Below are 25,635 nucleotides of genomic sequence, written 5' to 3' on the forward strand. Positions count from 1 at the left end.
TTCATGAAAAAACAAGCGCATTACCAAAGTTTCATTTTTTTTATTTTTTTAACAATAGGGTTGTGCGCAAAGGCCCAAGACACCTATCAACGAAATACGTCCGCCGATGTACAAGGCTATGTCTTTGGTCTAACACTAAACGATGAATCAAACACAATTAAGGGCGAGGCAGAAATTACGGTCGACTTTAAAAAGGAGGTAACCCCATTTGCTCTGGACCTCATTGCCAAGTCGGGAGCTTACGGCATGAGTGTTTCTGGTGTTTTTGAAGGGAACCAACCTGCCAACTATAGCTACAAGGACAACAAAATAAAAATTGTACCTACGCCATCGAAAGAAAAGACAAGAACCTATAAAGTGATCTATGAAGGTATTCCCGAAAGGGGACTTGTTATCGACACTACCAAATTTGGGCAACGGTCTTTCTTTGGCGACAACTGGCCCAACCTGGCAAGACATTGGCTTCCGTCTGTAGACCACCCATACGACAAGGCATCTATAGAATTCCGAATTACCGCACCCGCCCATTACGATGTAGTGGCCACGGGCGAAAAAATAGAGGAAAGTTATTTGGACGATGGTTTAAAGCTGACCTCGTATAAAGAGCCGGCCCCCGTAGCCATGAAGGTGGTGACCATCGGTGTTACCAAATTCGCAAGTAAACTTCTGGAAGATGTCTACGATATTCCCGTTTCGGCCTGGGTATACCCCGAAAATCGCCTCGAGGGCTTTTCCGATTACGGAGTGGCTACCAAAGTATTAAAATATTTTATCGATAATATTGGTCCGTATTCGTACGCCAAACTGGCCAATATGCAGGCCAAGACCCAATGGGGTGGCCTAGAAAATGCAGGAACCATTGCCTATTTTGAAAATTCCGTCAACGGAAAAAACGAGGTAGAAGGTCTGATCGCCCACGAAATCGCCCACCAATGGTTTGGAAACTCGGCCAGTGAAAAAGACTGGAACCACGTTTGGCTCAGTGAGGGCTTTGCCACTTATTTTGCCATCTTGTACCAAGAAAGCGTTTACGGCAATGACAAGCGAAAAGAAGAACTGGAACTGGACCGCAAGCAGATTATCGATTATTATCTACAACATCCGGCTCCGATCGTAGACCCGACCATTACCGACCCGATGAATGTCTTAAGTATCAATACCTACCAAAAAGGCGGGTGGGTCTTAAATATGCTGCGCCATAAAATAGGTGATGAAAAATTTTGGGAGGGCATAAGGGCCTACTACAAGGCTTTTAGAAACTCAAATGCCCTTACATCCGATTTTCAAAAAATTATGGAGGAAGTTTCCGGTAAAGACTTAGAGAGCTTCTTCGAACAATGGATATTTACCAAAGGGCATCCGGAAATTAAATGGAACTGGAGCTACAATAAAAAGAAACTACAGATCAACCTAGAGCAGCTTCAAAAACACCACATTTTTAAATTTCCCATGGAAATAGGAGTTAAAAAAGACGGAAAGGTCACCATCTACAAAACAGAAATGGATTCTGCCTTAAAAAACTTTACGATCAAGCTAAACGATAAACCCGATGATGTGATACTAGATCCTGAATCTTGGTTATTGTTCGAAGAAAAATAAGATGCTAAGTTCACATTTGGCATATAAAATTTATGTGCCATTCCGCAATGCCCGCCCTTATTTACTTGATCATTTTAAAATTGATGATTTCTTGCTCCGTTAAATAACGCCAATGACCTCTGGGTAAATCTTTTTTTGTGAGTCCACCGTACACAACACGGTCTAACTTTACGACTTTATAGCCCAAATGCTCAAACAACCGTTGTACAATTTTATTTCTTGAACTATAGATCTCAATGCCTACTTCCCTTTTCGGTGCATTATCTATATAACTGATATCGTGTACCCTTACCACCTTTTCATCAACGATGACCCCTTCTTGTATTTTTTTAAGGTCGGCACTGCTCAAATCTTGGTCCAATACCAGATGATATATCTTTCGCAATCCGTTTATAGGACTTTTAAGACGCTTGGTCAAATCACCATCATTGGTAAAAACAAGCAATCCGGTATCTTCCTTATCAAGCTTATCTACCGGTAACAGTTTTGACTTGGATGCATTGGAAATTAACCCAGAAACATGGCGTTTTCCCTTTTCATCCCTAATGGTGGTCGTAAAATCTTTTGGTTTATTAAGTACTACATATTCCTTCTTGACAGGATTCAGTAATTGTCCATCAAACTTAACCTCATCGGTCAATTTTACCTTGTACCCCATTTCGGTAACAGGTTTGCCGTTTACGGTAACACTACCTGCTGCAATATATATATCTGCATCTCGCCTAGAGCATACCCCTGAGTTTGCCACATATTTGTTCAAGCGAATTGAGTTGGGGTCGCTAGGTTGCTTTGGAGCAGTATTCTTCTTTATGGGAGCATTGCCCCGTGCATAACTTTTCTTTTTAAAATTACCTCCCTGCCTCCCTGAGGCTCTCTTATCATTTTTGGAATCTGATTTGCCCATATCTCTAATTTATGCAAAGGTAGCTTTAATCTTTGAACTCTACGGTAGATTGCCGCTCTCGATTTATGGTTAACTTGGTAACATCAGGTCTTGAATAGTGGCCTACTGGGTCAAAGTTTTGACGTTCTTCATACACCCTGTTAAAATCAAGGCTATGGTAGAGCAAGCCTTCCTTATCTATCACAGGCTCAACCAACCACTCCCCGTCCGGACCCGCTATACAGGATCCGCCATTAGCCAGTACTTCTGGTGCTTTTTTTAATATTTCGGCCAAATGGGGAGTCGTTTCCGGAAAATCACCCCTCTTCATCAAAGAAGAAACCGAGATAACAAAACTCCTAGACTCGCGTGCTATAAAACGTGTAATATCTTTTGTGTTGAAATCGCTTCCAGGCCAAACGGCAATATGTAAATTCTCTCCTTGTCCGTAAAGGGCTGTTCTAGGCAAAGGCATCCAGTTTTCCCAACAATTGAGTCCGCCAACGGTAAATTTTTTAAGGCTATGCACTTGAAGTCCGTTCCCGTCACCAGGCGCCCATGTTAAACGTTCATCGTAAGTGGGCTGTAATTTACGGTGTACCGACTTTATTTCCCCATCAGCATCGATGTAAACCAAAGAACAGTACAAACTGTGACCTCCCCTGTTTTGGGCCCTTTCTATAACTCCTAAATAAATAGCAATTTTGTTCTCTTTTGCAAGCTTACATACCGCATCTAGCTCGCCCATTTCTATCTGTACGGCATTGCGGGCGTAGTGGGCGTGTAATTCTTTATTTACCTTGGTGTTCCAAGCAGCGCCATCTGTCAATGCCAACCAAAATGGATAACCCGGCAACAGGGCCTCGCCAAAAACTAAAAGCTCCGCATTTTCTTGACCCGCTTCTTGAATACTTGACTCTATCTTTTTTAACGTAGCCTCTTTGTTCAACCATACCGGTGAAATTTGGGCCAAGGCCACTTTCAGTATATTCTCCATTATAAAATTCTATTCAACACTAAATTTACATTAATCAGTAAAATACTAAAGACACCTACTACAATAATCAATTTTATAATATTGTGTAACCAAACATATTGCTTCTTGGTATTGGACCTAAACAATATAAACAAGAACAAAATCAGCAAAACAATGCAACCTGCAAAATAGTAGTGCATATACCCCACATCGAACTTAAAAATCAACAACAAAGAAGGTATTAGCGTCAATAATATCAAAATAGTTATAAGCATTTTTGACACCCCAACTCCATATATAATGGGAATTGTTCTATAATTCTGTGCCATATCACCGGACATATTTTCCAAATCCTTTATTATTTCCCTAGATAAAATAAGCAGGAAGAGAAATATAGCATGAACAAATATTACGGTCTCAAAATTTTTATAATAAACGAAAACAGCAAAAAAGGGGGTAATGGCCAAAGTTGCGGAGACAAAATTACCAACAAAGGGTATTTTCTTTAGTTTATGGGAATAAAACCAAATACCGAATATATAGGCCGAAAAAAACAATACCGCCTTAAAGGACACATAACTGGCGGCAAAAACGGCAAAAAAGTTCAACACAAAATAGGTGGTCAACTTAAAGCGTTGGCTTACCAACCGATCCAACATACTTTTTGTAGGTTTATTGATCAGGTCTTTTTCGGCATCGTAGAAGTTATTTATTATATAACCCCCGGCAATGACCAATATAGAGGCCAACACAATAACAAAAAGGTCTATATCGAAAATAACCTTTCTTAACGGTAAATGGGGTGCAAGAATATAAATGGACGCCAAATATTGCGCCAAAACGATAATTAAAAGATTGTAACCTCTTACTACAGAAAACAGACTCAATACCTTTAATAGTAAGAGTTTGTTTTTTCTATTAAGCATTGTTGAAATCTACTAGAAGTTATACACCACCTCTAATTTATAATCTTTAAGCGCTTCTTTTGCTTTTTCAAAATCTTCGGTAAACCCTAAAAAATAGCCACCACCACCAGAACCACATAATTTAAGGTAATAGTCGTTGGTCTCAATACCTTTTTTCCATAGATCATGGAACTTTACGGGTATCATAGGCTTAAAATTATCCAGTACCACATGCGATAATTGTTTCAGATTACCGAACAATGATTTTACATTACCATTGACAAAATCTTCTACACAAGCATCTGTATGTTTAACAAACTGGTCTTTTATCATTTTTCTGAACCCTTCATTCTTCATTTGATCCATAAAAATCTGTACCATAGGTGCAGTTTCTCCTGTAGAACCACTATCCAATAAAAACACGGCACCTTTTCCTTCCGTATTTTGAGAAGGGATACTGGTAGACTCTATATTATCTTTTGAATTGATCAGAATGGGCAGGCTCAAATAACTGTTCAAGGGATCCAAACCGGAAGATTTGCCATGAAAAAAGGATTCCATCTTACCAAAAATAGCCTTAAGCTTCAATAACTTTTCTCGGGTAAGGTTCTCTAAAACCGTAATCTTATCTTCGGCGTACTTATCGTATATGGCAGCTACCAAGGCACCACTACTACCTACGCCATAGCCTTGTGGTATAGAACTGTCAAAATACATACCATCGGCAACATCTTTCTTTAAACGTTCTAAATCAAAAGAAACCAAAGTAGGTTCCTTCTCTGTTAATTCTTCTAAATATTCTGCAAAGCCCGCCAATGCACTATTAGACTCTTTTGCTACCGAAGAGTTGTTTTTATTGCGCTTCAGCGCACCCTTAAAAAAATTATAAGGTATAGAAAGCCCTTTGGAATCTTTAATGATACCATATTCTCCAAATAGAAGAATTTTAGAGTAAAATAATGGTCCTTTCATCTGCAAATATCAATGGATAATGGTGTTTAGTGTTTTAAAGATAATCAACAAAAGTGCAAATTTTATAATTTTTACCCTAAATAGTTGCGCTTTTTGACTAAAAGATTACTTCAAAAACGTAATATACAAGCCTTAAGTATATAATTATACCGTTAACTTTCTTGCTCCAAATCCAATTCGGTCACAAATATACTGCTGGTTTTGACAGTATGCAACCAACTCATCCTTAATAAATTGATGAATTATTTCCTTTTCATTTTCCGGATATAGAACGTGCACGTTGGCCCCTGCATCCAATGTAAAGCACACATGGGTCTTGGACGCTTCCCTAAAAGCCCATATTTTGTTGATAATCTCTAGGGTATTCGGCTTCATCAATATAAAATAGGGCATGCTCGTCATCATCATGGCATGTAAGGTCAACGCTTCACTTTCTACGATCTTGACAAACCCATCTAAGTCCCCTTTTTTAAAGACCGTCATTAATTGACTTAAATTACGATGCGCCTGCTCAAAACGCTGTGTCGCAAATGGATGGTCGTGCATTAAATTATGCCCTACCGTACTACTCACCTGTTTTTCCCCTTTATCTACCAGTAAAATAGTGTCGTGATAGTTATCGAAAACAGAATGTACCTCATCTGAATATTTTACACCATACAAATCGGTGCTATCTGAAATAGCATCGTGTTTTCCCCATTGCACTATACTGCCTTCTATACTTCTGCAAGCACTACCAGATCCTAAACGGGCCAAAAAGGAGGCTTTTTTCAAGAAAAAATCATCGTCCATTGTTGGTTGATGCCCTCTTTCTATTTCCATTAAACATAAAGCCAAAGCAGACATTCCACTAGCGGAAGATGCTATACCGCTGCTATGGGGAAATGAATTACCGGTATTGATTACAAAATGATATTCTTTTAGAAAAGGTATATACGGGGATATTCTTTTAAAAAAAGTTTCGATTTTCGGTTTAAAGTCCGGTTTAGGTTCACCTTCAAAATATAGTTCGAACGAGAAATTTTCGGCCGGTTTTGCAAGCCGTTCAAACGACATGGTCGTTTTTGTGGCACACGCATCCAATGTAAAACTGAGCGAGGGATTGGCCGGAATCTGATTTGCGCGTTTTCCCCAATATTTTATCAAAGCAATGTTACTAGGGGATTTATAACCTACCTTTCCTTCTTTCTTTAAATTTTGATATCCTGAAAGGATAAAATCTTTCTCGGTCATTAATACATTGTTTGACACAAAGATAGTTTTTAGCAACACCAATTAAAATAAATCGTTATTTTAGGGGATAAACAACAAAGCTTTGAAAAAGAAAATAACCTATGTTGCCGTATGTGTTATTATCTGCCTAATTATTGGCTTTCTCTCCAGTATCGTTACCCAAAGCTCTGTCAACGATTGGTTCCTAACCTTGAACAAACCCAGCTTTAACCCTCCAAACTGGCTTTTTGCCCCGGTATGGACCGCACTATATATTCTTATGGGTATTTCTGCAGGTTTGGTATGGGCAAAAGGATTTCACCATAAATGGGTAAAAACCGCTCTCTACCATTTTGGATTTCAACTTCTTCTAAATGCTCTTTGGAGCATTGTTTTCTTTGGTCTTAAATCTCCTTTCTGGGCATTATTGGTCATACTTGGGCTGTTGACCATGCTTTTATTGACCATAAAATGGTTTAAAGTAGTAAGCAAACCAGCAGCCGTTCTTTTAATTCCTTATTTAATTTGGGTCTGCTTTGCCACACTGCTCAACTATAAAATTTGGGAATTAAATTAATACTATACAGCTAGGTCCACCATTTTTTTCATGGTCCTATAATTTCTTGTAGTAGCCTCTACCTGTAGCTTTCTTTCCACTAGGTTGTTATTTAATTTTGCTTTTCCATATCCCTGCCCACAACACAGATAAACACAGTCTTTTGCTATCTTAAATTTTTCGTTGACGTACTCTTCTTGTTCTAAGACGATTACGGATTCTTTTGTAGGCTTCGTAAAAAGAAGCACAAAATAGACCTTATTGGCGTCTAAATCCTCTTGATCGCCATAAGGGTTCTTATCCAAGATATCCACAACCTCTATAACCGATTTTAAGAGTACCGGAACCTTAAACCCGAACCTGCCAAATATAGATTTGCCAATTAAAACATTCAGATCCTCAACAGAGCCAACATTACTATCAAAAATAATATTACCGCTCTGAATGTACGTTTTTACATTAAGCAGCCCAATATCCATTAGCAGTGATCGCAACTCGGACATTGGAACTTTTTTCTGCCCTCCGACATTTATTCCCCTCAAAAAACCGATATATCTTTTCATCTAAGACGGAGTATTGTTCAAACTATCTACAATACCCCTAGCCGACAGGTAGCCACTGGTCCATGCATTTTGAAAATTGAACCCCCCGGTTACGGCATCCACATTCATGATTTCACCCGCTAAATAGAGTCCGTCCAAAATTTTGCTTTCAAAGGTCTTAAAATTGATTTCCTTTAGATCAACACCGCCTGCAGTAACAAATTCTTCTTTAAAGGTGCTTTTTCCGTTTACTTGAAAAACACAATTGGTCAACTGGCCCGCCAACCTTAACAGCTGATCTTTGTTTGCTTCTGGCCAGGTAAGGGCATCGTCTATATCCGCCGCCCTTACTAAATTGCTCCACAACCTTTTAGGAATATCTACCACCTTTGTTCTTAAAATGGTTTTTTTCTCCTCTTGTTTTATTTTTAATAACAATTGTAAAAGTCCATCTTGATGATACTCCGGCACCCAATTCACTTTAATTTTAAACTGATAATTATAAGACTCCAACAACCTGGCCCCCCATGCCGACAACTTTAATATGGCGGGTCCGCTCATACCCCAATGGGTTATTAAAAGTGGCCCATCGGAAAAAAGAACTCCTTGTCCATTTGGCCCGTTCTTAAAATTTCTTCGGGACTTGTTCTTGTCAAGGATAGAAACTTCGGCGTAGGTACTTACCCCTGGAATCTTATCGATTCTTTGGTCTTTTATATTAAAAGTAAACAACGATGGCACCGGAGGTACGATCGTGTGCCCCAATTGGCCCAACATTTCCCATATTTTAGGGTTACTGCCGGTTGCTATCAATATTTTCTTGGCTTTAAAAACACTTTTCGTTGTCTTTATCTGCCAAACATTGTTGCCATTATTGTTTGAAAGTGCTATTCCGGTGACCGAACACAACTTAAAAACCTGCACCCCCAAACGCTCGGCCTCACCAGTAAAACAATCAATAATCGTTTGTGAAGAATCGGTAACCGGAAACATTCTACCATCTTCTTCAATTTTAAGGGTCACTCCCTTTTTTTCAAAGAAATCAACCGTATCGCCACTACAAAACTGATGAAACGGCCCCAAGAGCTCCTTTTCTCCACGGGGATAATTGGACACCAATTCCTTTGGATCGAATTCGGCATGGGTCACATTACATCTTCCGCCTCCGGAGACCTTTACTTTCGTAAGAACTTCTTTGCCCCTTTCTAGAATTGCAATTTTTGACGATGGTCTTTGGGCCGCAATTTGAATGGCCGAGAAAAAACCTGCAGCACCCCCACCAACAACGATAACATCGTACATTAATTTACTCTTTCAGGATAATTGGTAATAATACCATCTACCCCAATATCTTTCATCGCTTTAATGTCTTCAGGGTCATTTACCGTCCAAACGTAAATTTTTAAGCCTTCTTTTCTTATTTGATCGGCCGTTTCCAAATCAAGTTTTTTAAAATAAGGGTTAATGGCCACGGCGTTCAATTCTTTTGCTATAGGTATAGCTTCTATTGGGTCGTCTTCTGTAAGAATGGCTATTTTAACATCGGGGTTGATTTTTCTCATTTCTTTGAGCTCATCCCAGTCAAAGCTCGATATCACAAAATTATCTTTTGACCATCCCTTCTTTTCTATATAATAATTCATGGCATGGTTCACCTTGTCGGCCGTACCGGCACCCTTTAATTCTATATTTAGGGCCACCTTGTTATCTATAAGCTTTAAGACTTCTTGGAGCATAGGTATTTTATGCCCTCCGTCAAGAGTCAAATTTAACAAGTCTATATAATTGTACTCTTCGACCTTTCCTGGGCCATTGGTCAATCGATCAACGGTTTCATCATGAAACACGACTATTTCTCCACTTTTCACCCTAAAAACATCAATTTCTATCATATCCACACCTAAATCCATGGCTTTTTGGATTGATGCCAATGTATTTTCTGTTTCGTGCCCCATCGCACCCCGGTGCCCTATAACTAGTGGTCTGTTCATATTACATGATATTAACAATACGGTGATACCCAATACTAATAAAGTTTTTTTCATATTCAATAAATTTCAAAAATATACGATTGTAACGGGACGAGATCAATAGCCACATGCCCTTCCCTATTTATTATTTTCAACTCGTTTTCTTTACCATAAAGAGCATCCATCAATTTATACTGTTCTTCCTTCATTCCCCATTCTTCTATTAGGTCTATAGGTAATTTTAGATCAAAAGAGAAAGATTCATTAACATCAAAATTAACGACAATTATTAGTTTTTGATCTTTAGACCAACGTACGAACGACAGTACCCTATGGTTATAGTTCTCAGTGAGCTCTTTATTATAAAAATGAATTTCTCTATAATGGCCGATCAAAGCTTTACTGCTAATGGTAAAGTTCAACAATCTTTTGTAAAAATCCCTTAAGGCAGTCTCTTCTTTACTTAATTGCCCCCCGTCATATTTTTTATCATTTACCCATCTTTGAAAATGGGGCACACCTATATAATCAAAAATAGAGGTTCTTGAAGCACTTCCGAATCCTGCATTTTCGGCCGCGGGCTCCCCTACTTCCTGACCAAAATAGATCATGGTTGGAGACGTACTTATGGTCGCCGACACTACCATTGCGGGTTTTCCGATTTCGGCATTGCCGACAAACTCAGGACTCGCAATACGTTGCTCGTCATGATTTTCTAAAAAATGGAGCATATGATGCTCTATATCACGTACCCCTTTTTGTACTACCGGGATATGATCGGACCACCCATAACCCTTCATTATGTGCTTTAACCCATCGTAAAAATCCACTTTATCATAAAGATAATCCATCTTACCCTTGTGAATATAGGTCCGGTATAAATCCGGGTTATACACCTCGGCCATTAGAAAGGCATCCTTATTTTTCATTTTGATGGACGAGTTCATAAAACTCCAAAACTCTACAGGCACCATCTCCGCCATATCATACCTAAATCCATCAACTCCAAAATCTAACCAGTACAGGGCAATGTTCTTAAACTTGACCCAAGAATCCGGCACATCTTTATGTTTCCAAAATTTAAAATGTTCTTCGTAATCCCTTTCTCCAAAATCATGCGGAAGCAAGTCAAAATCAAGACTACCATCGGGTCTTACCCCATAATTTACACGTACGGTCTCGTACCAATCGTTCATGTCCGGCTTAGGGCTTCTAACCCCATTACCGGTCCACTTTGCTGGTTTTTCCACAAAAGTGCCAATATTACTATTCTCTTCTCCCCCTAAAGGCCTATACCCATCTTTCCAGTCCGGCACTTCAAAAGTGGATCCAGGTATATAATAAAAGTTATTGTTTTTTTTATAGGTAAGGGTAACATCATCATCGACCCCGAAACTTTTGACACCTTTTGGGTTTGTAATGCCCTCATAGGCCCTTGACACATGATTGGGAACAATATCTATAATAACTTTCATGCCTTGTTCATGAGTTCTATCTATCAAGGCCTTGAACTCTTCCAACCTGTTGGCCGGATCGATGGCCAAATCAGGATTTACGTTGTAATAATCTTTAACGGCATAGGGAGAACCCGCCCTGCCCTTCACTATATTTGGATCGTCATTAGAAATACCATATGCCGTATAATCCCTTATTACCGCATGATGGAGTACCCCTGTATACCAAATATGGGTTACTCCCAAATCCTTAATTTCCGACAAAGCCCTTTCAGAAAAATCGGCAAATTTACCTACTCCGTTTTCCTCAATGGTTCCCCAAGGTCTATTGGTGGTATTCGTGTTACCAAAAAGTCTTGTAAAGACATGGTAAACAACTATTTTACTGTTCATATTCCATTAATCCTAATTCGTGAAAAACACGATTATCTTTTGTTATTTTAATGTTTTACCTCTATACTCACCGGCCTATTCGGTATCAATTTTACCTCTTTGCCTACTACCTTAATATCGATTTTCTCTTTTCCGGTCAACTCGAACATTAGTTTATTGGATGACACCGTAACCTTAATTATCCTGTTTCTGAAGTTTACCTTAAATGAATATAGCTCCCATTGTTTAGGGATACGCGGATCAAATGACAATGTACCCCCAATGACCCGCATACCTCCAAAACCTTCGACAATGCTCATCCAAGTGCCGGCCATAGAAGTAATATGCAACCCTTCTTCCACTTCTTTATTGTAGTCGTCGAGATCCAATCTTGATGTTCTTAAATAGAACTGGTAAGCTTGTTCCATCCTACCCAATTTTGCCGCCAAAATACTATGCACACAGGGTGACAATGAAGATTCGTGCACCGTAAAAGGCTCATAAAAATCAAAGTGTTTTTCTAAATCTTCAGAAGAAAAATTTTCTTCGAAGAAATAAAACCCTTGCAGAACATCGGCCTGTTTAATGTAGGGCGATCGTAATATGCGGTCCCAGCTCCATTTTTGGTTTATGGGACGTTGGTCTTTTTTCAGGTCACTGACACGAACCAGCTCCTTATCCAAGAATCCGTCTTGTTGCAAAAAGACGCCGTGTTCCTTTGAATAAGGGAAATACATATTGTCCGCTACTTTTTCCCATTCTTCACATTCATTAGGGGTAAGATTTGTTTTCCCCAATACCCTGTTATAATCTTTTGGATACCCTTCTTTAACTTTTTTAATCTGTTCTATCGTAAAATGAATACACCATTGGGCCAAATAATTAGTGTACCAATTATTGTTTACATTGTTCTCGTATTCATTGGGGCCGGTAACGCCCAATATTACATATTTACATTTACTGGTAGAGAAATTGGCTCGTTGGTGCCAAAATCTTGCTATACCGATCAGTACTTCCAATCCCATCTCGGGTATATAGCTATAATCACCTGTATATCTGTAATAATTATAGATAGCAAAAGCAATGGCCCCGTTTCTATGAATTTCCTCAAAGGTAATTTCCCACTCATTATGGCACTCCTCCCCGTTCATGGTTACCATAGGATATAATGCCGCACCATTTGAAAATCCTAATTTTTCAGCATTTTCAATAGCCTTTTCCAAATGGTTATACCTATACTTTAACAGATTTCTGGCAACTTTTTCGTCTTTGGTCGCCATGTAAAAAGGAATACAATAGGCCTCTGTATCCCAATAGGTACTACCGCCATATTTTTCTCCCGTAAAACCTTTGGGACCAATATTTAATCGAGAATCGGTACCCAAATAGGTCTGATTAAGTTGAAAAATATTAAATCGGATACCTTGCTGGGCCTTTATATCGCCTTCAATTACAATATCGCTCATTTTCCATATAGCCGCCCATGCTTCTATTTGCTTCTGTAGTAATTGGGAAAAGCCTAATGTGGAAGCTTTGTCCAATGCTCTATGTGCCGCATCTATCAACTGGTTGTCGGCATGGTTTCTAGATACTGTATAACCGCCAAATTTCGTCAATGTAAGCTGTTCTCCGGCCTTGACCTTTTGAGAAAAGCTCATTGAGACATATGTTTCAGAACCTGTACCGAAAGTACCTTTTATATCTTGTCCTTTATAATCTAACGAAGCCTGCATGAAGGTACATGTGCTAAAATTGGTCTTCATGGTATGGGCCTCTATAAAAGCACGGTTTTCTGCCGTAGCCATATGGGTCGTATTCCAAAATTTATCGTCCCAATTACTATCCTCATTGGTAATACCACTATCCAGATAAGGCTCAAAAACCACCGTAGCATCCGTATTTAATACATCTACTTTATAAGAAATGGCCCCAACCTCGTCTAAATATAAGCTCAAGAACCTTACTACTTCTACAGATATTTCGACATTATTTTGAAGTATGGCATTAAAACTACGTTTATACCAGCCTTCTTTCATATCGAGTTCACGCCTAAAATCAGATACCTTTTTACAAGTAGCTAAGTCTAACTCGGTATCGTTCACAAAAAGCTTTATACCTATCCAATTAGGTGCATTCAAGACTTTGGCAAAGTACTCGGGGTATCCGTTTTTCCACCACCCTACCCGGGTTTTATCGGGATAGTAGACCCCTGCGATATAACTACCTTGAAACGACGGCCCCGTATACGTTTCCTCAAAATTGGCACGCTGCCCCATTGCACCGTTACCAAGACTAAAGAGACTTTCGGACGATTTTACCCTATCGGCATCAAAACCCTCTTCTATTATGGACCATTTGTTCGCTTTTATGTAGTCTTGATTCATTTATTATTTGATATTCAAATTTAATCGGCCCATTAAAGTAACGTCTTTCTTTGGCATTACTAAAGAAGTGATTCTAAAAAATCATCTCCAATTTCGGTAAAACCATTGAAATTATAGTTGGCTTCGTTAAGAATATTGGCATCTCCGATCCCTATACTTATCATTCCGGCATTATTGGCCGCTTGAATACCGGCCACAGCATCCTCAAAAACCACACAATTCACCGGATCCACATGTAAGTTCTTGGCCGCTATCAAAAATACTTGGGGGTCGGGCTTTGCCTTTGAAACATCGTTGCCATCAACAATGCTGTCAAAATAAGGGAGCAACTCTACTTTTTTTAGGATTGCCCGGGCATTTTTACTGGCAGAACCTAAAGCGATCGGAACATTCTTTTGCTTTAGAAACCCAAGTACCCTAGGCACATCGGGCAAAATTTCCGATGCATCCATCTTTTCTATATAGGCCAAATAATCTTCATTTTTCTCTACCATCCACTTATTAAATTGTTCTTGGGTAGCTTCTATATTACCGATCTTCAACAAAATTTCAAGACATCTCTTTCTACTTACGCCCTTGAACAACTCATTTTGCGCTTTGGTAAACTCAAACCCCAATTCGCCCGCCAATTTTTTCCAAGCCAGATAATGGTACTTGGCGGTATCTACTATTACCCCATCTAAATCAAAAATAAACCCTTTCTTACCCATACCAACAAAAGTACTAATTGATCATGGATCCATACGTAACCCTAATAGCTGAAATACTTAGAATACCTTCTACCTCAACGTTCTTTTCTGTTCCCAGCTCACCAAACGCCCAAAATCACTCAAGAAAACATTAATAAAGCTTAACGAAAGTTTAATATACTTAAGTTACTTCCATATTTAACGGTAAAGGCTTGAATCGCAGTTAAAATAATGTAATTTTGTTTCTTCTGTTATAGTTCTTATTAGCTAAGATGGAAATAAAACCACCAAATATGTTCAAACGAATTTCAGTTTTATCACTTCTATTTATTGCGTTTTCTTGTTCAGAAACTCCAAAAAACGAAGAACCTATAGTTGTAACGCCCGATGACCTTCATACCTCCATTGATAAGGTTGTGGATATTATGATCCACGATATATTCTCTCCGCCTGTGGCAAGTAGAATATTTGCCTATCCGAATATTGCGGCTTACGAAATTGTGGCACAGGTGAATCCTGAATACAAATCTTTGGCCGGACAAGTGAATGAGCTTACGCCGATCCCCAAACTAGATTCGATTCCTGATGTAAATCCAAATTTGGCGGCTATTATAGCCCACATGAACATTAGCAAACAACTTATTTTCTCAGAGGATAAGTTTGATGTATTTCAAGACAGCTTGTTCAATAAGTGGAAATCTACCAACGAAAAAGAATTTGAAGCATCTATGGCTTACGGCACAAAGGTGGCCGAACATATAAAAAAATGGATGAACAATGATAAATATAACGAGACCCGTACAATGCCCAAGTTTACGGTGGACACCAACGACCCAGCTAGATGGCAACCCACGCCACCGGCCTACATGGATGGTATAGAACCTCATTGGGACAAGATCAGGCCTTTTTTCTTGGATTCCGCATCTCAATTTAAACCTGTTCCTCCTCCTCCCTTTTCTATGGAAGAAGGTTCCGATTTTTACAAAGAGGTTAAAGAAATCTATGACATCAGCAACAAAATTACAGAGAACGGCGACGAATCGGAAGAAGTGGCAATGGCCAAATTCTGGGACTGTAACCCCTACGTATCCGTTACAAGGGGACATTTAATGTTCGCTACCAAAAAAATTACACCGGGTGCCCATTGGATCGGTATTACAAAAATAGCGTGCAAAAAAACGAATAGCGATTTTGCGAAGACCATATTTGCCTACACAAAAACATCGATGGCCATCGCAGATGCTTTTATCAGCTGTTGGGACGAAAAATATAGAAGCAACCTTATTAGACCCGAAACCTTGATCAATTTACATATTGATGAAGACTGGGTACCTATCTTGCAAACCCCTCCATTTCCAGAATATACAAGTGGCCATAGTGTTGTATCCGGTGCCGCCAGTACCGCATTGACCGATATTTTTGGTGATGGGTTTGCCTTTGATGACGACACCGAATTACCATATGGTCTTCCGGTAAGATCGTTCCCTTCTTTTAATGAAGCTGCCAAAGAAGCCGCCTTTAGTAGAATGTATGGAGGAATCCATTACCGATCAGCAGTAGAAGTAGGTGTTGACCAAGGAAAAAATGTTGGGAACTACCTAAACCAAAAAATTAAAATGTTGAACGATGACCAAGTAGTTTCGGCCAAATAGAGGTTACTTTCTTGAGCGGTATCACTACGTACTTTGTATTTGTATGATCTTAAAAACCAAATTATGGATCAAAGCATATTTGGCCCTATTTATTACGATTACAACATCCTGTAACAACTACGGGCAACTTAACGTAATTACAGACCTACCAAAGAGCTTAAAGGAGAATTCTGGTATGGTTAGCCTAAGGGACTCTACCGTTTGGCTTATTGAAGATAGCGGAAACAAAGAAGAAATCTACAATGTTGATTTCCACGGAAAAATCATTAAGACCTTGGAGGTCAAACATGCAAAAAATGAAGATTGGGAAGATTTAGCGAAAGACGATGAAGGCAATGTTTATATAGGTGATATAGGAAACAATGATAATGAACGGAAGCATCTAACCATTTATAAGATTCCCGACCCAGAAATTGAACCCGGAGATAAAATAGATGCAGAGAAGATAACCTTCAACTATCCGGAACAAAAAAAGTTTCCTCCACATAAATCTAAAAGATTTTATGACGCAGAAGCTCTTTTTCATCATGGTAAACAGCTTTATATAATCACAAAAAACCGTTCGAATCCCTTTACGGGCGAAGCATTGGTATACACCGTACCTGATTCGAAAGGATCATATGAAGCTAAATTGGTATCTCGCCTAAAACTATGTACCACATGGAAAACATGCCAGATTACGGGTATGGACATTTCGCCAAAAGGAGATAAAATTGCAGCTCTCAGCTACGGAAAAATCTTTATTTTTTCAGACTTTTCATGGGACGATTTCACCAAAGGAAAAATTGAGGAAATTGATCTAGGTACCAGAACACAGCTAGAATCGATATTCTTTATGGACGAAAACACCCTGTTATTGTCCGATGAACGCTCGCATGGCACAGGCGGCAACCTATATTATTTTCACCTGCCGCAATAAAATTAAAAGGCAAAGCCCAGGCCAAAAGTAAATCTTGCCCCATCTACACTGTTGAACAAGGCGAGGTTAACGGATATAATATCGGAACCATTTACAAAAAATCCTCCCCCATAGGAGGTATGCCATTGATTAGATTCGATAGCCGGCGACCACACCTTACCATAATCGAAGCCGGCAAAAAGCCCCATTGATGTTGGCAGGATCCTAGTTTTCATTCTTCGTAGGCTATATCTTATATCAGTGTTCTGATAGTAAGCAGATTTACCGGTAAACCTTTGGTTTCTATATCCTCGTAATCCATCTATGCCCCCTATACTTGCAGCCTGATAAAATTCATACCCATTTCCAATGTTCAAATGCCCTTTCCATTTGGTAGCCAACACCAAACGTCCGTTAGGTACCAACTTATAATCAAAAGAAATACTGGGAACAAAGTAACCGAAACTATTACCCTCACCATTGGTATTACTTTTATAACCAACTTCTATGGACGTTGCCATCCCCAAGGTCGGAAAGCCGGTATTATCGTAGTTCTTATAGGTATATCCACCATGTACACCGACAAAACTATTTACCGTTTCCGCCCCATTTTCTTGATAAAAAATATTTACGAACCTATTGTCCGTTTCTTCCACCTCTATGGTCTCATACGAAATTCCTGTCCTGAATTTCGCCCCCATTGGACTTCTCCAAACCAATGAAGGGGATACTTCAAAATTTTGAATACGAACCCTATTGTAATCCATACCCAATTCATCATCATTGTTTTCGGTACTATTTCCGTATCCGAAAAAATTGATCGCAAAGTTAGGCGTGGTAAACCTACTTTTAAATTCTAGGTTCCAATTTTCGAACAGATTGGCAAACTCCCCTTTATACTCAAGTTCTACACCACTGGTGGCAAAATAATAAGCTGCCTTCAATGTATGTTGTTGGGTAAAGGGGTTTTGTCTAAAACCATTGTACGTGTAGGTATTCAAAAAACCTATCTTAATACCATCATCGGGGTTAAACCCTATGGTGGGCAAGGCCTGGTTCACACTACTTCTAACATTTAGCGGATCGTACGTGTTTACACTATAGTCATCTGTTAACCGAACCTTGGCACGATCAACTTTGTTAAAAGTGTTCTTCTTGCTCTTATAATCATATACAACCACTCCCTTACCATTTTCAATGGTATACACATCGTTGTTTTGCCCTCCTATGATCCGCACTTTCATCCCCTTATAGCCTTCATCATTATTAACTTCGAAAACATCATCATCGTCCAAACCGTAGATCCAGATTTCTTTTGTGTTCGATGTATAAAAGACCTTATTGAAAAACTGTCTCTTCTTTTCTCCTTTTATAATCCTATAAGCCTTTACCTCTGTCCTTTGATTATCTAACCTGGTAACCTCGAACCAATCATCTTTATCGGTACCGATTACCGTGGCAAATTTGTTCAGAATATCAAAGTACTCGTTTGCGGTCTCCTCTATATGGCTGGCCCTGGCAAGTAAAATTCTTTTTATTTCCCCTACACTTTCGTCCCTTACTTCCTCCGGAAACATTTTTAAGGCCTCATCTATGGCCTGTTCGTTCAAATTTTCCCTTAAGAAAGAAGCTTGTTCCATCCATTCTTCTTTTGTAGTCTGTGAAAGCAATGCCAAATCTAATGCATATGTCTTTGGCGAAGAATTAAACCCCTTTACACTTCTTATCTCCTCTTTAAAACCTTCCATTAAACGCAGGCCGGGAATTATTCTAGTAGCTACCCCCATGAGTAGGCCATCTCCCATTTTAGAAAACACCTGATCGCGATCTCTTGGTACCGGTCTATATATAACTTTTTTATTTTCTTTAAACTCCGCCCAACGCCATTGATCCACATGGCGATCCCAATCACCAATTATCATATCGAACAACCTGGCTCTTATATAGGCTTGGGCGTCTACACCATATTTTTCATCGTCCCTTAAATTTTCTAGCATGGCATTGGAACTCTTCAATTCATTGGAATAGCCAAAACTCTCTAGATCTCCATGGCCATCACCGGCATGTTCCTCTATCATATATAACTCATCTCCAAAAACATCGTTATAATTGCCCAAGGCTTTTTGTTTAGGAACATAATAAAGAATAGGGTTGGTATGGTATATTCCGACAGCATCGGAAAGCTTGCCCACGGTAAACGGGGCATACGGATGAGACCCTGTATAAAAATCCTCCAACAACTCTTGCGTATAGGTCTCCTTAAGGTCCTCTAGAACATACTGATCCTTAAAGGCCATTGACTGTAAATAGAGTTCTGCACTCTTTTTTAGCGCCCTCATCACATACTCCTTACCACTGGCATCTCGCAACCTTAACGATTTTGATTGATGCCCTCCCCCTTTCTTTACCGGTTTAAGGCCTCCGTACAACGTATCTAACAATACTACTGGTGCCATTACCTCCGTTCCATAATATTTTCTATAACGGTCTCCCCAAACAGCCTTAAAAAAACCTGTTTTATCCACTTCTTCCTTAGAGTAAACCGATGCCTTTACTTTATCAGGAAAATGGTCGGGGTAAACCCTATCGCTTTCTTGTGTATCTGGCGGCAAAACTTCGGACGTAAAAAGAAAAACCTCTTCCCCTTTTTCGTTTATGCCATAGAACCGTACTCTTGATGACCCGTCTTTGTATACTTCTAAAATGGCGTATCCCCTTTTGCCTGTAGAAAAACGGGAACCGTTCAATAACCTAGTACTACCTTCTTTTGATCCGGCCCCACTGACAATTTGAGGTATGTTGTTCTCTACTATATACTGCAACGTATGTTCATGACCCGAAGCAAAAACAATCTTTTCAGAAGATTGAGCCAAGGTGGTCACCCTCTTTATCAGTTCTAAATATCTTTTATTCTGTAAATCTTCGGTCGATGCCCCCGAAGTTTTTCTAAGAATATTTATAAACGTTCCCAACACCGGCACCGGCACCGGCAACTCTTTCGGATAAAATTGTTTTCTTAATGAATATTGCCCCCCATGAATACCATAGCTGCTCATAGGGTGATGCATTGCTATAATGGTGGTTTTTTCGCGATGGTCCTTTATGGCATCTTCCAGTTCCAAAAAAAATCTTTCCCTACTCTTAATATCACATTTATCGTTTATACCCGGTTTTTTGTTCCAATTGGTCAAATACCATTCTGTATCCAACACAATAATAGCTACATCGTCATTAACCTCCACCACATCAATGGGACAACCGTTTTTGGGCAAAAAGGCATCTTTATCGTCCAGTATTTTTTGCACATACTTTTGTTCTCTCTTAAGGCCTTCCAAACCATCGGTATACCAATCGTGATTACCAGGAATAAACAATTTTGCCCCCTTAAAATCGGTCAATGTATTCAATTGCGCATCTAAATGGTTCTTGGCGGTCAGATAGGCCACCGTAGAATCTTTGGGGTCTGGAAAACCGGCCGGGTAAATATTATCCCCAAGAAATATAACCGTACTGTTTTTGGCCGCCCTATCAAGTCTTTTCTTAAAACTCTTTAAAACGGGGTTCATATCGCCCATAGGGGAAAGTCCTGCATCCCCGATAAGATAAAAGGTATGCGACACTTCTTTTTCACTAACGACGTCACTGGCATCGTTCATATCCGCGTATTTACTTTTGTACGTCGCACATCCAGTAAAAAACAAGATTAACAAAATATAGGCATAATATTTTTTCATGTAAATGTCCTAGTATTCAAAATTTCGTAATTTGGTCTTTCTAACCCATTTTCCCATGCCTGATATTCTTCAGAATACCGAAAACTATGTAGTAGAACTTCTATCGGAAAGACTTAGTCCCGACTATTTATACCACAATCTGAGGCATACTCAGCGAGTCGTCAAAAGTACTAAAGAATTATCTAATGCATACGAGTTGTCGGAACAGGAATCGGAAGCCTTACAATTGGCCGCTTGGCTGCACGATACCGGTTATATCAAGGGACCTAAAAACCATGAAAAAAACAGTTGTGAAATTGCCACTTCGTTTTTAACGGAACAGGAATACGACCCTAAGTTGATCGCCAAGGTAAACGAATGTATTATGGCAACGGCCAAAGATGCCCAACCAGATACACTACATGAAAAAATACTTAGAGATGCGGACGCCTCGCACTTTGCCCAAAAAAGTTATTTAGAAACCTCCGATTTCTTACGCGAAGAACTGCGTTTATTAAATATAGCCGATTACAGCCAAAAAGAATGGATCAACATTAATATTAAAGTGTTGGGAACCCAACATAGATATTATACGGATTATGCGAAAGAAAATTGGCAAAAGGAGAAGGAAAAGAATATAAAAAGACTGATCAAAGAGAAAAAGAACATTAAACAAATAGAAAAAAAGGAGGCCTTAAAGGCTAAATATAAAAGTGAAAGTCCGGACCGGGGCATTCAGACCTTGTTCAGGGTCACCCTTAAAAACCATATTACCTTAAGTGATATTGCCGATACCAAGGCGAACATTCTTTTATCCGTTAATGCCATTATCATCTCTTTGGCACTGTCCAACCTTATTCCAAAATTGGACAACCCATCAAACGACTATCTGATCTACCCTACGGTAATTTTTGTAATGTTCAGTGTAATATCAATGGTCTTGGCCGTACTAGCGACCAGACCCAATGTAACTAGTGGAGAGTTTACAAAAGAGGATGTAAAACAGAAAAAGGTCAACCTGCTCTTTTTTGGCAATTTTCATAAAATGAGCTTATCGGATTACCAATGGGCGATAGACGAGTTAATTTCCGATAAAGATTATATATATACCTCGTTAACCAAAGACCTATATTATCTAGGACTTGTACTGAACAGAAAATATAGATTGTTACGATGGACTTACACCATATTCATGATCGGAATGGTGATTTCGGTAATCGCTTTCGCCGTATCCTTTAAACTGTACGGTGCCGACAGACAAGTGGAATCGCTAATATCTCAGCTATTATTCTTTTAAGGTTTCCATAAGGTCTTCAAAGGTATAGGTCTTTTCCTCTGCCCGATCAACCTTTTTATACAGAATATCGGCACGTATAGCCTTAAGACCAGACACACCCTGTAAGCCCTCGAGCTCAACAATTTCTACCTTGCCAGTAAAATATCCTTTTGATTTTAAGAACTTGATATAACGCAGATACTCTAACTCATCCTTTTTCTGAGAATATACAATGGCCATTTTACCTGGTTGGGTTAGCCGTTCGTTTGTACCTTTGATATATGATTTATCGATTCTTTTTTTGATAACCTCGTAACGGGCATTATAGGTGCCGTCCACATCGAACCGTTTCTCATCCATTCGAAAACGAATCGATAGCGAAGTATTATAGACCAGTATCAATGAGGCCACATCTAGAGGCACCAGCAGTTCAGGTTTCAGTTTATAATGTGCATTTTCCATTTCGCACATTACCTGTAATTGCCATAAACGCAGATTGTTCAAGTAAATAGGGTCAAACCCCAGGTCACCCGCTATTGAGTTTCCTATATACATATTATGTTCTACGCCATCGGTCTTATATCGCTCAAAATAATGTGGAAACATGGCTTGCGCATCTCGCTGCTTTCTATCTATAAGTGCTGCCAACCGTTTATTGATCCTCATTACACTCTCATCATAATTTCTTCGGTGATCGTAATATGAATCCGTACCCTTATCTATAGAAGATTCATACTCCATTACCAGATTTCTCAAATCAGGATCCATCTTTTTCAAATGTGAAAATATCGGATGGATCTCATCGGCTATAAAATCAAAAATGGATTGCTCGCTATTTGCGTGAAGAATGTCTTTAATATCTTCTATATGGTTATTGACCCTGAACATCAACTCTTCGTAAATGGGCAACTTCCTCTTTTGCCATGCATGGTCCAGCACCTTGTTGGCCGCAGAAAGCTGAATCATCAAATCTCGTTGAATGGCAGCGTTTCGGGCATTGGAAGAATTTTTTATATCTATCTGACCATATAAAGGATACACATCTTCAAAAACAATTTCCCTAAAAGTTGGTTGTACCCCCTCAAGTTCATCCTTTATAAAACGTTTTGCCTCTTCTTGAAAACGCCAGTATACCGATTCATGTACCGAAGTACATTCGTTTTGTATTATGGCATCAATAAGATTTTCTTCCTCTGTTTTTGAACGCAGAACGGCAGATACGATATAAGGCATTATATCTTCTAGCTTATTGGCATTGACACTGTTAAGTGCATTCTTTTCAGTGGACACCAGTTCTAATATACCCAGCAACTCATCGTTCTGGGCAATGGGGGCAAAAATAGCGCTTTTGATACCCTGTTCTTTCAACCTCTTGTATAAAACGGTATCACATTTTTTTGTGTAATGTTCTACATCAGATATGGTAAAGTAATTATTATTCTTGAGCAATTTCTCGTAAGAATATCCACAAAGAATCTTTTTACAGCTTGCTGTTTCCTTATCCTTAAGGATAAAACTGTCCATACCTTCACCATAAACAGGCTCAAAACTATCGTTCTTTTCATTATAGGTCATAAAACCAGCTCTAAGATTGGCTTGGTTGAAAAAAGACCTAAAAGTATCTTGAAGACCTTCCATAAACCCTTCATCGGCCCTTTTGTTACTGGCGATCAGGCTTGATTTTATTTCGGAAATCGAATGTTCTGTAGAAACATCGAACATATTAGAAATCACAAAACCTTTTGAGATAAAACTATTTGGCGGAATCTTCTCTTTCCACAAATCGATATTATCGAAATTGGCCAACAGTTCGTCCAAATCATCGGAGGTCAGTTCTTTTGCCTTATCGGTAGGTACAAGCTCTATAAAATCGGCGTTATATAAAATGCGATAATGTCTTATTACACCATTGGCGTCAGGTATATCGTAAAAAATGGGCCGTTTAAAATCTAAAGGAAAGCCATAATAGAAATTGAGTATCACGGCACAGGCCATTACATACATCTCATCATGCGGCATACTTCGCATTTCAGGAATAAAATCTTTACCTCCGGCCTGCTCTAAAATTTTTTTAAACCGTCTCGATGAGTTAAAGATAACGTCGTTGTAAGGAAGCGAAGCCGCCTTAATTTCATTATCCGTAAGTACTTCCGAGAAAACATCCTGTAAAATAATCTGAATTACATCCTTGTGCTTCTCTAATAAAGAAGTGTCGGTAAACCCCTCACGAAGTTCTGGATATGGTGCTTGTGCAGCCAAAATACGACGGGCTTTACGGGCCAAGAACTCATCGTCACTTTTGGCCATAACCTCATACTTCTGCAACAACTTGTTAAAGCTAATAAGTTGCATCAATGGAAGCTCTTTACCTTTCTCTACTATCATACCCAATCTTGGTCGCGTTCTTGGGGGTAAAATTACAAAATAAATACGCTACGGGTAGTATAACACCTCTTTATACACCCTAGTTAATGCTCCTCTTACCGAATTGTTTCATACTGAGACTCTTTTAATATCGTATTGCAAAACCCATCAGAACGTATTTCTTTCAGGGTTGCGAATAACTGTTTAAATTAGCGTACACGTTTCAATCAAAAATATGTCATCGTCCCAAAGGTTATCTAGAGCATACAAAAATGCCAAAAAAGTTATGTTCGACGACCACTCAAAGTTTATACTATTCAGTGATTGTCATAGGGGCGATAATAGTTTTGCCGATGAATTCGCCAACAACAGAAACATCTATTTTCATGCCCTGAACTATTACTACAACGAAGGTTTTGATTATTGTGAACTAGGTGACGGTGATGAATTATGGGAGAACATGAACTTTGAATCCATATTCGAGGCCCACAAAAACATTTACCAATTGTTGCGCAAGTTTCATCTAGAGAAACGACTTCATATGATTTGGGGCAATCATGATATGGTATATAAAGACAAGGCATATGTAGAAAAAAACCTGTCCAGTTATTTCGAACCTATAGACAATACCGATAAAGAACTTTTTGAGGACATCACCTACACAGAAGCTATTATATTAAAGCATGCACATACCCAACAAGAAATTTTTCTGACCCATGGCCACCAGGCCGATTGGTGGAACTACACCTTCTGGCGATTGGGAAGGTTTCTGGTCAGGGTACTTTGGAAACCGCTACAAGTATGGGGCATTGCAGACCCTACGAGTCCTGCCAAAAATTATAAGGAACTTATAAAAATGGAACGTAGGATCAAAAAATGGATACTAAAAAACAACCTGTTGATCACTATCGTAGGGCATACTCACCGACCTCGATTTCCAGAACCTGGAGATATCCCCCTATTTAACGACGGTAGCTGTGTACACCCTCGAAGCATTACCGGTATTGAAATTGAGAACGGTCAAATCTCCCTTATTAAATGGCATATAGATACTACTACCGATGGCACTTTAAAAGTGGTAAGGGTATTATTGGAAGGCCCAGAAAAACTATCCGATTATAAGCCAAAACCATAGCAGGGCTTCGTATTTTAAACAATGGCTACCAAAGCCATGGCCCTACAAAAGAGCCTATTTTTCTACATTATTAAAATCGTAAA

Annotated in this window: 19 protein-coding genes; 6 read left to right on the forward strand and 13 right to left on the reverse strand. The window is 39.1% G+C overall.

The window, feature by feature from the left end; all coding sequences use genetic code 11:
- The first annotated feature begins 3 nt into the window (after window positions 1–3).
- Complete coding sequence (locus tag J8L85_RS00960; protein ID WP_211013834.1) at window positions 4–1,599, forward strand: M1 family metallopeptidase; 1,596 nt, start codon at window positions 4–6, stop codon at window positions 1,597–1,599.
- A 61-nt stretch (window positions 1,600–1,660) separates the two neighbouring features.
- On the opposite strand, the gene J8L85_RS00965 is transcribed toward J8L85_RS00960, so the two are convergent.
- The 5 genes from J8L85_RS00965 to J8L85_RS00985 form a co-directional block, all read right to left on the reverse strand.
- Entirely contained in the window at window positions 1,661–2,503 is an 843-nt protein-coding gene (locus tag J8L85_RS00965; RefSeq protein ID WP_211013835.1) for a pseudouridine synthase, read from the reverse strand.
- A 25-nt stretch (window positions 2,504–2,528) separates the two neighbouring features.
- On the reverse strand, window positions 2,529–3,479 hold the full coding sequence (locus J8L85_RS00970; protein WP_211013836.1) for a carbon-nitrogen hydrolase family protein: 951 nt from the start codon (window positions 3,477–3,479) through the stop codon (window positions 2,529–2,531).
- Entirely contained in the window at window positions 3,479–4,384 is a 906-nt protein-coding gene (locus J8L85_RS00975; protein ID WP_211013837.1) for a geranylgeranylglycerol-phosphate geranylgeranyltransferase, read from the reverse strand. Before J8L85_RS00975 ends, J8L85_RS00970 begins: the two co-directional genes overlap by 1 nt.
- A 12-nt stretch (window positions 4,385–4,396) precedes the next feature.
- Complete coding sequence (locus tag J8L85_RS00980) at window positions 4,397–5,335, reverse strand: mevalonate kinase (protein ID WP_211013838.1); 939 nt, start codon at window positions 5,333–5,335, stop codon at window positions 4,397–4,399.
- 144 nt (window positions 5,336–5,479) lie between these two features.
- Window positions 5,480–6,568 carry a diphosphomevalonate decarboxylase gene (locus J8L85_RS00985; protein ID WP_211013839.1) on the reverse strand — a complete coding sequence of 363 codons (1,089 nt, stop codon included), beginning with the start codon at window positions 6,566–6,568 and terminating at the stop codon, window positions 5,480–5,482.
- A gap of 82 nt (window positions 6,569–6,650) precedes the next feature.
- Between J8L85_RS00985 and J8L85_RS00990 the strand changes: the two genes are divergently transcribed.
- Window positions 6,651–7,124 carry a TspO/MBR family protein gene (locus J8L85_RS00990; RefSeq protein ID WP_211013840.1) on the forward strand — a complete coding sequence of 158 codons (474 nt, stop codon included), beginning with the start codon at window positions 6,651–6,653 and terminating at the stop codon, window positions 7,122–7,124.
- A gap of 2 nt (window positions 7,125–7,126) precedes the next feature.
- On the opposite strand, the gene J8L85_RS00995 is transcribed toward J8L85_RS00990, so the two are convergent.
- Genes J8L85_RS00995 through pgmB form a run of 6 tightly spaced genes read right to left on the reverse strand, consistent with a single transcriptional unit; the run spans window position 7,127 to window position 14,535 of the window.
- The gene (locus J8L85_RS00995; protein WP_211013841.1) at window positions 7,127–7,666 is read right to left on the reverse strand and encodes a DUF1697 domain-containing protein; all 540 of its coding nucleotides are present in this window, start codon (window positions 7,664–7,666) and stop codon (window positions 7,127–7,129) included.
- On the reverse strand, window positions 7,667–8,947 hold the full coding sequence (locus J8L85_RS01000; protein ID WP_211013842.1) for an NAD(P)/FAD-dependent oxidoreductase: 1,281 nt from the start codon (window positions 8,945–8,947) through the stop codon (window positions 7,667–7,669).
- Window positions 8,947–9,636, reverse strand: coding sequence for a glycerophosphodiester phosphodiesterase family protein (locus tag J8L85_RS01005; RefSeq protein WP_247656525.1), 690 nt, complete (start codon window positions 9,634–9,636; stop codon window positions 8,947–8,949). The genes J8L85_RS01000 and J8L85_RS01005 overlap by 1 nt, the downstream gene beginning before the upstream one ends.
- 56 nt (window positions 9,637–9,692) lie before the next feature.
- Window positions 9,693–11,462 carry an alpha-amylase family protein gene (locus tag J8L85_RS01010; protein WP_211013844.1) on the reverse strand — a complete coding sequence of 590 codons (1,770 nt, stop codon included), beginning with the start codon at window positions 11,460–11,462 and terminating at the stop codon, window positions 9,693–9,695.
- Window positions 11,463–11,509: 47 nt separating this feature from the next.
- Window positions 11,510–13,825, reverse strand: a complete 2,316-nt coding sequence (locus J8L85_RS01015; protein ID WP_211013845.1) for a glycoside hydrolase family 65 protein — start codon at window positions 13,823–13,825, stop codon at window positions 11,510–11,512.
- Window positions 13,826–13,884: 59 nt separating this feature from the next.
- The gene (gene pgmB, locus J8L85_RS01020) at window positions 13,885–14,535 is read right to left on the reverse strand and encodes a beta-phosphoglucomutase (protein ID WP_211013846.1); all 651 of its coding nucleotides are present in this window, start codon (window positions 14,533–14,535) and stop codon (window positions 13,885–13,887) included.
- Between the two features lie 272 nt (window positions 14,536–14,807).
- Here pgmB and J8L85_RS01025 point away from each other — a divergent pair, with 272 nt between their 5' ends.
- Window positions 14,808–16,166, forward strand: a complete 1,359-nt coding sequence (locus tag J8L85_RS01025; RefSeq protein WP_211013847.1) for a vanadium-dependent haloperoxidase — start codon at window positions 14,808–14,810, stop codon at window positions 16,164–16,166.
- Between the two features lie 43 nt (window positions 16,167–16,209).
- The gene (locus J8L85_RS01030; protein ID WP_247656526.1) at window positions 16,210–17,085 is read left to right on the forward strand and encodes a hypothetical protein; all 876 of its coding nucleotides are present in this window, start codon (window positions 16,210–16,212) and stop codon (window positions 17,083–17,085) included.
- Between the two features lie 2 nt (window positions 17,086–17,087).
- Here J8L85_RS01030 and J8L85_RS01035 read toward each other — a convergent pair whose 3' ends face one another.
- The gene (locus J8L85_RS01035; RefSeq protein ID WP_211013848.1) at window positions 17,088–20,798 is read right to left on the reverse strand and encodes a metallophosphoesterase; all 3,711 of its coding nucleotides are present in this window, start codon (window positions 20,796–20,798) and stop codon (window positions 17,088–17,090) included.
- 55 nt (window positions 20,799–20,853) lie between these two features.
- Here J8L85_RS01035 and J8L85_RS01040 point away from each other — a divergent pair, with 55 nt between their 5' ends.
- The gene (locus J8L85_RS01040; protein ID WP_211013849.1) at window positions 20,854–22,074 is read left to right on the forward strand and encodes a Pycsar system effector family protein; all 1,221 of its coding nucleotides are present in this window, start codon (window positions 20,854–20,856) and stop codon (window positions 22,072–22,074) included.
- Here the strand turns inward: J8L85_RS01040 and J8L85_RS01045 are convergent.
- Entirely contained in the window at window positions 22,063–24,438 is a 2,376-nt protein-coding gene (locus J8L85_RS01045) for a GAF domain-containing protein (RefSeq protein ID WP_211013850.1), read from the reverse strand. The two genes, J8L85_RS01040 and J8L85_RS01045, sit on opposite strands and share 12 nt — an antisense overlap.
- A gap of 214 nt (window positions 24,439–24,652) precedes the next feature.
- Between J8L85_RS01045 and J8L85_RS01050 the strand changes: the two genes are divergently transcribed.
- Window positions 24,653–25,552: a metallophosphoesterase gene (locus J8L85_RS01050; RefSeq protein WP_211013851.1), complete on the forward strand. Its 900-nt coding sequence runs from the start codon at window positions 24,653–24,655 to the stop codon at window positions 25,550–25,552.
- Window positions 25,553–25,635: the final 83 nt, after the last annotated feature.

Origin of the sequence: Maribacter sp. MMG018, assembly GCF_018100785.1 — a bacterium.
Classification (GTDB): domain Bacteria; phylum Bacteroidota; class Bacteroidia; order Flavobacteriales; family Flavobacteriaceae; genus Maribacter.